The organism is Neobacillus niacini, from assembly GCF_000759675.1.
In the GTDB taxonomy this organism is placed as follows: Bacteria; Bacillota; Bacilli; order Bacillales; family Cytobacillaceae; genus Neobacillus; species Neobacillus niacini_A.
In genome coordinates this window covers 126,630-138,631 of record NZ_BAWM01000016.1, presented here as the reverse complement: position 1 = coordinate 138,631, position 12,002 = coordinate 126,630, and the positions used below count along the sequence as shown (strand labels likewise).

At 37.4% G+C, this 12,002-nt stretch carries 8 protein-coding genes; all 8 read right to left on the bottom strand.

Going from position 1 to position 12,002, the window contains the following annotated elements:
- Positions 1–10: 10 nt before the first annotated feature.
- Complete coding sequence (locus TR08_RS07530; RefSeq protein ID WP_052427376.1) at positions 11–664, bottom strand: YesL family protein; 654 nt, start codon at positions 662–664, stop codon at positions 11–13.
- 24 nt (positions 665–688) lie between these two features.
- Positions 689–1,702 carry an SGNH/GDSL hydrolase family protein gene (locus TR08_RS07525; protein WP_045517069.1) on the bottom strand — a complete coding sequence of 338 codons (1,014 nt, stop codon included), beginning with the start codon at positions 1,700–1,702 and terminating at the stop codon, positions 689–691.
- A 36-nt stretch (positions 1,703–1,738) separates the two neighbouring features.
- Complete coding sequence (locus TR08_RS07520) at positions 1,739–3,079, bottom strand: sialidase family protein (protein ID WP_052427375.1); 1,341 nt, start codon at positions 3,077–3,079, stop codon at positions 1,739–1,741.
- A 68-nt stretch (positions 3,080–3,147) separates the two neighbouring features.
- Positions 3,148–4,848: an ABC transporter substrate-binding protein gene (locus TR08_RS07515; protein WP_045517068.1), complete on the bottom strand. Its 1,701-nt coding sequence runs from the start codon at positions 4,846–4,848 to the stop codon at positions 3,148–3,150.
- A gap of 15 nt (positions 4,849–4,863) precedes the next feature.
- Complete coding sequence (locus tag TR08_RS07510; protein WP_045517066.1) at positions 4,864–5,754, bottom strand: carbohydrate ABC transporter permease; 891 nt, start codon at positions 5,752–5,754, stop codon at positions 4,864–4,866.
- A gap of 16 nt (positions 5,755–5,770) precedes the next feature.
- Positions 5,771–6,721 (bottom strand): ABC transporter permease, encoded by a 951-nt coding sequence (locus tag TR08_RS07505; RefSeq protein ID WP_045517064.1) that lies wholly within the window; start codon positions 6,719–6,721, stop codon positions 5,771–5,773.
- 366 nt (positions 6,722–7,087) lie between these two features.
- On the bottom strand, positions 7,088–8,788 hold the full coding sequence (locus TR08_RS07500; RefSeq protein WP_045517062.1) for an ABC transporter substrate-binding protein: 1,701 nt from the start codon (positions 8,786–8,788) through the stop codon (positions 7,088–7,090).
- Positions 8,789–9,107: 319 nt separating this feature from the next.
- Positions 9,108–11,831, bottom strand: coding sequence for a sensor histidine kinase (locus TR08_RS07495; RefSeq protein WP_045517060.1), 2,724 nt, complete (start codon positions 11,829–11,831; stop codon positions 9,108–9,110).
- Positions 11,832–12,002: the final 171 nt, after the last annotated feature.

Below are 12,002 nucleotides of genomic sequence, written 5' to 3'. Positions count from 1 at the left end.
GATCAAGTTTTTATACTAAGCTATTATTTATCTTCTCTAATTTTGAAACCTTTTGTTCCATTCTCGTAAAGGCCGATTTTGCCATCCACATTAGTCCAAACGCCAGCACACTGAAACTAAAAAACGGAAATAGTCCAGGAATAAGAATGATCACCATGCTGAAGCCAATAATAAGCGCCGCCATGCTGATGACATGGAATGGATGAGCAATGGCAATAATCAGTGCATACTTAGCAACATTGATCAGTTTGATGTCAAAATGAACATAGACTGGAATAATTAGCAGGACCCCCATCAAATAAAGGATACCCGCAATCCACACGGCAATGAGTAATACAAGATCTATCATTCCCTCTGACCCTTTGAACAGCTGGAAATAATAATAGAGACTGCAGCCCGTTAACGTGGTAACCCAACCTAGAAGATTGGTTTTGAGAAAGCATTTACGGTACATATCCCAAAACGTTCGAAAAATAGGAAACTCTTTTTGGTTATTGAGCCATTTTCGGCAAATCGCAAACATCGTAAAAGTGGCCGGGAATATGCCTCCAATAACCAGACCCACAAGACAGAATAATATCCAAATTAATTGAAGGACAAAGAACCTCATAATCCATTCCATGATTGTGTTTAACTTCTCCATGTAGCCACCTGTTTGAAACATATTCCCACCTCTTTTAAAATAATTTTATCTTGTTCGTTCTTTCTGGTTGTTGATTGGCACGTACTTTTCGATTAACTGCTGAAAACGAACTGCCATGATTTTGTCGCCTTCTCCATTTGGATGCAGTCCATCCGGCATATATTTTTCATATTCTTCGCCGAACCATTCAAGTCCGTCGATATAATAGATATTTTGATCACCATGACGCTTAAACAGCTCAACGACTTGAACAATTTCGGTTCTCACTTTTTCCAGTGACAATCCAACTTGATTTTCATTTTTTTCTCTCTCCCTGTGAAAAATAGGAGAAATGATCACCAACGGCACATTCTTGTGCACATCACGAATCGTTTCGATAAATCCAATCAAGGCAGGGGAAAAAGTTCTATCCGATAATGTATTTCCACCCACTATATTTATTCCTGCACATATGGAAATACAATCAGCAGGCAGATCACGAATCATTCTTGCTACCATTGGCTCTAAGTGGCAATTTCCACTATACCCTAGGCAGGTAAGATTGAAATCCAGCTCATTAGCAGCTAGTGCCGGCCACGTTTGTGAAGGACTATCAGAATAATAACAATGCGAGATAGAACTTCCATACGTAATCCAGCGCAAACGGGAATCGTCTACTAATTCCCACTCTGCCCCTTCATCAATCCAAATTCCTGAAATAGGAACAGGTACTTTCTGAGATAAATAGATTTCAATCAACTTCGTTTGTCCAGCAAGGGAATCAAAGGAAACCATTGTTTCTCCTGCTGGAATGTAGGCCGTTTTAAAACGAATACTATCAATTAAACAATCCATCTCCATCAATTCAACTGCTTCTACTATTCCAATCTTAATCGATTGAGTATTGCTGAGGAATTTGATCCGGACCCCAGCCGGCAGCTCCGCTTGCCCACTTATACTGTTTGGTGGGAAAAACTCCTTCTTGTCGAATGGGATTCTCCAAGGCTTCACATACTCTTTCGTTTTTTCCAATGAAACGGCTCCATGAAACAACTTTTCAGATAATGGAATCTGCTTCAAGTTTATTCCCCCAATTATACTTAGCTATAAAACTAGTTAAGACTTCAGCCAATCTAACGAAAACTTAACAAATGCTATGTCCATGTTATTCCAATCAGAGTAATCATACACCCGTTCATACAAGACGCCGATTTCTCCAGTTTTAAGAACTGTTAAGCAGGAATAGCCATAGAAGCCTTCTTCAATTACTTTGCTGTAAGACCAAGTTTTTCCTCCGTCTTCACTTAAGCGTACTGTACCTTTTATCCTTGTTTTCTCATCATCTGGGTTGGAGAATAGAACTCGTACTTTTCCATCTCCCAAATCAGGATACAGGACAACACTTGATTGGCAGATTGGATCAACCAATGTCATGTCAAACGTGACTTCGCCCCATGTTTCGCCGCCATCCGTGCTCGTTGTAACAGCCGTTCTTTGCAACCCATAGTGGTTTCGTAAATAATATTTCAACTCACCTGTTGGTAATTGAATGACTTGGGACTCTGTCAAATATTGTTTTTTATCTGAAATCGTTTCGGCAGATAGGACCTCACCATCCAGCTCTCTTCCGTCATTTGGCGATTCACCAAGCTGCCATGTCACACCATGGTCATCACTATACATGCAAGCACAAGACAACGCTCCCGCTTCATTTGAATAATAGATTGGGAACACTAAGCGGCCTTTCTTTTCTCCATGCTTCAATTGAATACCGCATCCAGGACCAGAGCCAATAAACTTCATCCATTCTTTCTTAACCGATACATTCAATTCTCTTGGTTTGGACCAAGTAAGCCCGTCGTCATCACTTTGAATGATTTGGATAAAGCATGTTCTTGCTTCTAGTAAACTTTCATTTGGGTCAATTCCTTTTTTAAAATAAATATTTCCTGCGGCTTGACCATCATTGAACACATAACCCTTTTCATCAACTGTATAGCTCGTTCCATTGTTTTCTGAATCATACACTTTTCCTGATTCAGATAAAAAGTAAACAGTTCGTTCATTATCATATAATTTTCGGCGGCCATCAGCATCAAAGCCGATTCCCGGTTCACTGTTCCACAGTCCAATTCCGCCTGGTGAATGACAATAGATCATAAAGATGTTTCCTTTTTCTTCATCTTGTACAAGTGATGTATCAATTGCAGCAGCGCCGTCTAAACCTTCACCGGCAAATGCGACTAATTTTTGTACAGGTCCCCATGTTACTCCGTGATCTTCACTTCGTCTAATCGTCACATCAATTTGGTTCGGATTATCTGTTTGATCGACAATCCGAGCATCAATTCCTGCGATAACCGTTCCCTTCGTTGTCGTAATCATCGATGGGATTCGATAAGCCTTTGAACCCGCAAGGTTTGGATAAAATACTGCTTCTGCTTTAATCGTTGACATAGTTAATCGCTCCTATTATAAATTCAGAATAAATGTGGGTACGAAAATACCCACATTTATTCTTTTCATTATTGCTTTAACAAATCGGATGCCTTTGGTGCTTTCTCCAACTCACCAAGGATTTCTTGTCCGCCATTATTCTTCCAATTTTCAACGTAAGAATCCCATTCCTTGTCGATATCAACTTCGCCAACGATCGCTTTCATTCTAAACTCGGCTACAATTGTATCAAGTTGTCCTTTATAACGCTTTTCGAGTTCCTTAATTTTTGTTTCGTTAAATAAATCCCATTTATATGGACGAATCATCATTTTTTCTTTCACATCTTCACGGGCATATAATTCATTTTTTACCTTCATTGTATATTCAGATTGGAACCAAGATACTCTTTCTTTGTCATACGTACGGAAGTTGTAAGCCCAGAAGCCAGAGTTTCCTTCTTGTTCGGCAAATTCAGGACGTACTTTCAGAGCTGACTTTTCTGGTTCCCCTTCCCAGTCAGAGTGCACGCCAACTTCTCCATATAATGTCCATCTTGCATCATTATCAAAGTTAATATAATCAAAGATTTGCAGGATTCTCGCCAATTGTTCATCCGTTACATCCTTCGAAACATAGAAAGCATCTGCTAGGTTTCCAACTGGAATAAATGATCCTTCACCTTGTTGTCCATCCTTACCAATTTCCGGTGCTGTCGCAAGTAATTTGGCAGTAGAATCTGGATTTTCAACGATGTTTTGCGGTGCACGGCCTTTTGCCCAGTCATCCATTGCAATATAGGAAGGCTGCGCTACATAGTAGCCGACTTTTCCTTGCTTGTATTTTTCCCAGCTCTTTTTATCGTCGAGAGTAGTAAATTCAGGGTCAATAAGGCCCATGTCATACCATTTTGCCATTTGTTTTAAGAACGCTTTATAGTTTTGTGAAATCTCGGTGGTAACGAGTTTTCCATCCTCCATTAGGTTAAATGTAGGAGCAATTCCGAATGAACCCATTAATGTATGTGTCCAGTTCGTATTGTTATTCCAAGGTGAAATACCGTACGTATCATTCTTCCCATTTCCATCAGGGTCGTTGAACGTAAAGGCTTTCAAAATTTCTTCCATTTCTTTAATCGTGTAAGCACCATCTGTATAATAAATTTTTTCACGGCCACCGCTTGGACCTACTTGCTTGATTTCACCCGGTGGTTTTATCCCTAATTTCTCCATCCAGTCAAGACGGAATGTTGGCCCCCAAACTAAACCATCGACATGAGCATATTGACCGATTAATGATAAATATTCTTTATCTGTTCCATTCTTTAAGTTCATCTTATCCCCAGAAGGATTTTCAGATAGCATCTTCATATAAAGAGGTGCATATTTTTCAAGCATTTCTTTTGGAATTGTTCTCGTTAATCCCGAATCAAATAATTCTTGCGCTGTCTTACCGCCTGTTGTAAAAGCAAATGTATCAGGAAGATCCCCGGATGCAACCATTAAGTTTACTTGGTCAGCATTCCAAGTATCCGTTTTCGTATTAACGATTTTGACATTAAATTGCTCTTCTAATTTCTTTTGTACATAGTTTCCATCTTCAACTTTTCCTCTTGTCACAGATCCTGAAAGATTCAAGGTTAACTGATCTTTGAAATCTCCAGCATCAGGCAAACTTGATACCGCAACTTTTTTCTCTTCTTTACTTGCTTCTTTATTAGCACACGCCGATGTGAAAATTAGTGCGCCGGAAACCGCTGCTAAGGAAAGTGTTTTTGCAAACTTTTTCATTAATATTTCCCCCTTTTATCCTTTCAATGAACCAATCATAATTCCTTTAATAAAGTATTTTTGGACGAACGGATAGATTAATACGATTGGACCAATCGAAATCATAACCGTTGCTGCACGCACGTTGCTCAGTAACAATTCTGAACTTGCCATACCGCCGCCGCCGACTTGAGCGTTTTGATTATTAGAAAGATCCATCGCTGTTAACATGTCGCGTACAACAATTTGTAGCACTGTTTTTGAGTCATCTTGGATATATACCAAGGCATGGAACCATTCATTCCAGTGATAAACTGCTGCCCAAAGTGCTACAGTGGCGATAACAGGTTTTGATACCGGAATAATAATCTTAGTCAAGATGGTAAAATAATTCGCACCATCGATCAGTGCAGATTCTTCAAGTCCCTTATCAATCGTCATAAAGTAGTTGCGCATGATGATGATAAAGAATACATTGACTGCTGAAGGCAAAATCAAGGAAAGACTGTTGTCGATTAAGCCAAGATTTTTTATTAACAAGTAGTCAGGAATCATTCCTCCTGAAAAGAACATTGCAATCAAGAAAAAAATCGTAAAGACATTTCGGTAAGGCAATTCTTTTTTGGAAAGCGGATACGCTGCCAGTATCGTAAAACTAACAATTAAAAATGTTCCAGCAACAGTACGTATGATTGTATTTAAATAAGCAATTCCGATGTTATCGTTTGAAAACATAAATTTATAGGCATCTGTAATCCATTGATCAGGCCATAAATTCACCCCAAGACTTGATGCTGATTCAGCATCAGAGAAGGATAAAACGATTGTTTGCCAAAATGGATATATAACAAGAATAGAAAATAGTACAAACCCCGTAATGTTGAGAATATTAAACAGTGATATCTTTTTTCGAGTTTTCACTTCCATTTTTTTATCCTCCTTTCTACCAAATTCCGTGTTCACTTTTTCTACGAATAATTGCGTTCGCACTGAGGATTAGCACGATTCCGACAACGTTTTTAAATAATCCTACTGCTGTTGCATAGTCAAATTGGAATTGCTCCAACCCGCTTCGATACACATACGTATCAATTATGTCAGCAACTTCATATACTAATGGGTTGTACAAGTTAAGAATCTGGTCGAACCCTGCGTTTAATACACTTCCCAGTCGAAGAATAAACATGATGATTACCATTGGCATAATCGATGGAAGTGTGACATGAATCATTTTGTGGAATCTGCCTGCCCCGTCCATTTCAGCAGCTTCGTACAATCCCGGATCAATGGAGGCAATTGTAGCCAAATAGATGATGGCTCCCCAGCCAAGTTCTTTCCACATATCCGTTAAGATTAAAATTGGAATAAAGGATGTTTTGTCCGATAAGAAATTGATTGGATCTCCTCCAAAAATGGTAATAACATAGTTAATAATTCCCCTTTGTGGTGAAAACACTTCAATGACCATTGCCGATAAAATAACCCAGGACATGAAATGTGGTAAATAGGAGATCGACTGACTCACCTTTTTAAATTTCTCACTTTTAATTTCATTTAATAGAATTGCAAAAATGATCGGTGCCGGGAACACAATGATAATTTTCAGTAAACTGATGAACACTGTGTTTTGAAATGCCCTTAAAAATAAGAAATCACTGAACAGCCTTTTAAAGTGTTCAAAATTATTCCACGGACTGTCCATAATCCCTAAGCCGGGTGAGAAATTTTTAAAAGCAATTATTACCCCGTACATTGGAATATAATTAAAAATAAATAACATCACCATCGGAATGAGCATCATGAAGTAAAGCGATTTCATTTTTTTCATACGGACCCATTTTTCACTTACTTGTCGCTGAGGTTTTGTCTTAATCCTCTCTAATGTTGTTTGCATTATATATCCCCCCCTCATTTTTAAAAACATCTGAAAACGTTTTCTATTATTAGAATAATATAATTTTTATTTTAAAAGTTTTACTTTCTTTAGGAAAAGTAACACTATTTTAAGGAAAGCGGAAGCGCCTTGAACAGGGGCAACAGGCATAAGACGAGCCGACGGGAAGGTTGGTTTTTAACCTTTTCGACGGATTGGCTTATGACCCCGAGCCCCTAGGCGCTGGAGCTAGACAATAAAGACAAGTAAAAATAGTAGAAGCGCATGAATATTCATGCGCCTCTTAAAATGGTTTTATATATTATCGCAAATGAATCCGATTACATTCATTCCAATGTAATTCGGATCCATTCAAGAAAAGTAAATTTATTTCTTTAACAAATCGGAAACCTTAGGAGCTTTTTCTAACTCAGCTAGTGTTTCTTCCCCGCCGTTTTTCATCCAATTTTCAACGTATGAATCCCACTCTTTGTCAATGTCCACTTCGCCAACAATTGCCTTCATTCTAAATTCGTCGACAATGGTTGTAAGTTGTCCACTATAACGTTTGGATAGCTCTTTTAACTTCGTTTCATTTAAGATATCCCATTTATACGGACGAATCAGCATTTTTTCTTTCACATCTTCACGTGCATAGTACTCACTCTTTAATTTATTTGTATATTCAGATTGGAACCATTGTACCCGCTCTTTATCGTACGTACGGAAGTTATATGCCCAAAATCCTGAATTCCCTTCTTGTTCTGCAAATTCTGGACGGACTTTAAGCGCTGACTTTTCAGGCGTTCCTTCCCAATCAGAATGTGTGCCAACCTCTCCATACAATGTCCATCTTGCCTCATTATCAAAATTAATATAATCAAAGATTTGCAGGATTCTTGCCAGCTCCTCATCCGTTACATTCTTAGATATATAGAAGGCATCCGCTAAATTTCCAACAGGAAGATAGGCTCCTTCACCCTGCTGTCCATCCTTACCAATTTCTGGTGCTGTCGCAAGTAATTTTGCAGAAGAATCCGGATTTTCTACGATATTTTGTGGCGCTCGTCCTTTTGCCCAATCATCCATGGCAATATAGGAAGGCTGTGCGATATAGTAGCCAATTTTTCCTTGTTTGTATTTTTCCCAGCTTTTATTATTATCAAGGGTTGTAAATTCAGGATCAACCAATCCCATTTTATACCACTTTGCCATTAATTTTAGAAAATCTTTATATTTTTTTGAAACCTCAGTTTGAACCAATTTTCCATCTTCTATAAAGTTATAACCAGGAGCAATTCCAAATGCACCCATTAATGTAGCTGACCAGTGGATTTGGTTGTTATAAGGAGAGATTCCATACGTATCGTTCTTTCCATTTCCGTCTGGATCATCAAACGTAAACGCTTTAAAAATTTCTTCCACTTCTTCAAGTGTATAGGCACCTTCAGTAGAATAAATTTTCTCACGGCCGCCACTTGGTCCAACTTGTTTGATTTCTCCAGGTGGTTTAATACCTAACTTCTCCAGCCAATCAAGTCGGAATGTTGGCCCCCAAGCCAAGCCATCGACATGGGCATATTGACCAATTAATTGTAAATATTCATTCTCTGTTCCCTGCTTCAGGTTCATATTTTCCCCTGGAGGATTTTCAGATAACATCTTCAAATATCGAGGTGCATATTTTTCAAGCATATCTTTCGGAATGGTTCGAGTTAAACCAGAATCAAATAATTCTTGTCCTGACTTACCGCCTGCCGTAAAAGCAAATGTATCAGGAAGATCCCCGGATGCTACCATTAAGTTTACCTGGTCAGTATTCCAAGTATCCGCTTTCGTATTGACAATTTTGATGTTGAATTGCTCTTCTAATCTCTTTTGAACATAGTTTCCATCCTCAACTTTACCTCTTGTCACAGATCCTGAAAGATTCAGTTCAAGCTCTTTGGAAAAATCCCCCGCCTCAGGTAAACCAGAAGCATCAACTTTTTCTGCTTCTTTACTTGCTTCCTTATTTGAACATGCCGATGTAAAAATGAGTGCACCTGAAACAGCTGCAAATGAAAGTGCTTTCAATCTTCTTTTCATTATTGCTCCCCCTTAACCAATTAGTGTTCACTTTTTCTTTAAATAATTGCGTTCGCACAGATGTTTAAACTAACTACGTTTAAATATCCTCCTCTTTTTTTGTTTATTGAAAACGATTTCTATTTTTAGAATAGTATAATTTCTTTTGAGAAAGTTATACTTTCTTAAGGTTAAATAACACTATTTTAAGTTTTGTTAATTTTCTTAAGGTAAAATAACACTATTTAAAGCTATTTTTTTATTTTCTTAAAAAGCATAAAAATAGAGGTTACCCAAAAGGAAAAAATTTCCCTTAGAGTAATCCTCTAAAACATTAGATTCATATAACAGAGGGGAGGACGATAGTAACTTTTGTGCCATTACCTCGTTCACTTTCTATACCAAGCCCATATTTTTCTCCGAATTGTAGCCGTATTCTACCGTTTACATTGTAAATACCGGCTTTATCCAACGAAGTAGCAGCTAGGTGACTTTTTATGACGGTCAGTTCTTCTTCTCCTATTCCCACTGCATTATCCTTTACAACGATATGAATCTCTTCCTCTTTCAGCTCGCCCGAAATGTGGATCGTCACCATGTCCTTCGTTTTCCTTGCTCCATGATGAATGGCATTTTCAATGACCGGCTGCAGAATCAGCTTGACCGTTTTATAATTTAATAGTTTTTCATCTACATCCCATACGCATTCAAAATTATCAAACCGGTAGGACATAATTTTGATATAGGTTTTCGTGTATACCAGTTCATCCCGGAGCGTAATCATAAATTGTTCCCGATTGGTGATAAAACGAAAAAATCGGCTTAAGGACGCAATCATCTCAGTCGCTTTATCCGTTTCATTGGCTTCTACGAGAAAGATCAAATTATCGAGCGTATTGTATAAAAAGTGAGGATTAATTTGCGACTGAAGCGCATTGAGCTGCAGCTCGCGTTTTTCAAATTTCAATTGAATCCGCTCTTGATTCGTCAATATAGTCTCATGAATCAAATCTTCCATTCTCTCCATCATTTGATTAAAGTTTTTCGTCAGGGAGTCTACTTCGTCAATTCCCGATAACTGTTCAACCAATTCATGATGGGAGCCTTTTAAATCAAAGGTATGAAACAGATTGTTCAACTGCCCAATCGGTCTTAACATTCGTTTCGAAATCCAATAGGCAAAAATAAGCAGCAAGAGAATGATAAAAAATAACAGATAGAGGTCACTGATAAACAATTGATTGACCTGCTTTTGAATATCAGAATAATTGTATTTTGAAATAAATTCCCAGTCCAAGCTAGTAATTTCTGTGCTGTAAACATGAAAATTAGACCCTTCGTCATATAGCATTTTCTCTTTACTCTCAAAAACTTTTCCAATTTTAAGTGGATTCGGATGGGAAAGAATTCTATTGTTTTTATCCGCAAGCAGCATTTCAAGACCCGTTTTTTGCCAATCCGAATAATACTTTTCCAGCAGATTGTTTTCAATGTCAACCGTAATATAGCCAATAATTTTGGAATATTCGACCGGGGAAAAAATCGGCATTCCGATCACAATCGTAACATTGTTAAAACGATCCCTTTCTAGTATATAGCTGATTTTCCGATCTGAACTTGCTAAATTTCCCATGAATTCTGAAGCTAGTTCCTTCTGCTGATTGTGCATGTTTGTATACAAAATCTTTCCGGACTCATCATAAATTCTGATATTTTGCCGTCTTAATTCAAGGAACTGCCTTCGGTCTACTAATTCATAGCCAATCTTCTCGACATCATGTTCCATTATATGGAACTGTAAATTGCCATAATGTGCAATGCGTGCCATCGTCAGCTCTCGTTGGTTAATTTCGTTATTCAGCAACCGAGCCATCTTTTCATGCACAGAATGATAGCTTTCCTGCATATCCACCGAAACAAGTCGGGAGGTTTGTCCATAAAGAATTCCTATAAAAATCAATATCGGAAGCAAAACCGTGATCACAAAATAAAAAAAGAAGCGCTCTCGTAAGCTCATTTTCATGCCAGTCGTTTTATTCTGCTGTAAAAGACTGCTGTAATTTCTGCTTTCTTCGTACTCCTTAATCGATGCGATTAATTGATAAAGCGGCTGAATAACCTTTCGTCCTATTATTCTAGAAAAAATAATCGCAACCAATGCGGAACAAACGAATGTTATTACAATCATTTTCCACATAAGCCCAATTTGTTTTTTATAAAAATCTAATGAATCTTCATAAATAAGCTGAAAATGATAATAAGGTATGCTTGAATAATAGACACCTTTATCTCGCCAAGATAATAATTGCCTCTTTTTGTCGTGTTTTAATGTATCAAGCTTTACAGGAACATCCCCGTCTGCCTGGTCGCCTTTAAAAAACATTTGGCCATTTTGATCAAATAAGCGAATTTGGTTCGCATAAAAGAGGGAATCATCTAAATTTTTTGGATTGATAAATAGTAAAATGACTCCTTTATGGACCCCGTCCGCAGAAATGATATTCGTACCAAAAAACAAATGGTTATTTAACTCTTCCATTCCACTTTCCTTATCTGATGAAAGCAGTTCAATTTTGCTGCTTGCCTCACCTAAATTAAAAAAGTGAAAATTATTTTCCACGTCTGATTTTACCTTCATTCCATTTAACTTAAAATTCACATATTTTTGATCAGAACTGTATTGAGTATTCGGCGTAATTATGAGGATATTATCAATCAGTTTGTTGTTCTGTCTAATGGTATTTAAGTAATCTTCAAATCCGGAATTCTGGTAATACTTCTCTGTCGGGCTTATCTCTGAGCCGCTTAATTCATCTATATAACGAATAACAATCTCATTGGTCCTTAAATTGTTGGTCGTGTCATAAATGCTATTAAACTCCGTTTGCAATTCCGAAGAAATCTGGTCCATTCTTAACTGGATGGACGTTTCTTTCTTTTCTTCAATAAAGTTTTTTATTTTTATATAATATAAACTGCTTAACAGCAAAAGAAATACAAATACGGCGATTAACGAGAATCTTAATAAAAAGGTATGGAAATGCAGCTTTTTATCTTTTTTCATGGTGTACCTCCCGAGTTCTGACCTGGTTAATTCTACTTTCTAAATAACTTAACTAATAGGAATCCCAATACCACAAGTAATGCTAAAATTAATATCGGAATTACTATATTTGATGTCATGTTTTCCATCCTCACCTAAGTATCTAATTATACATTACCATAAATAAAAAAA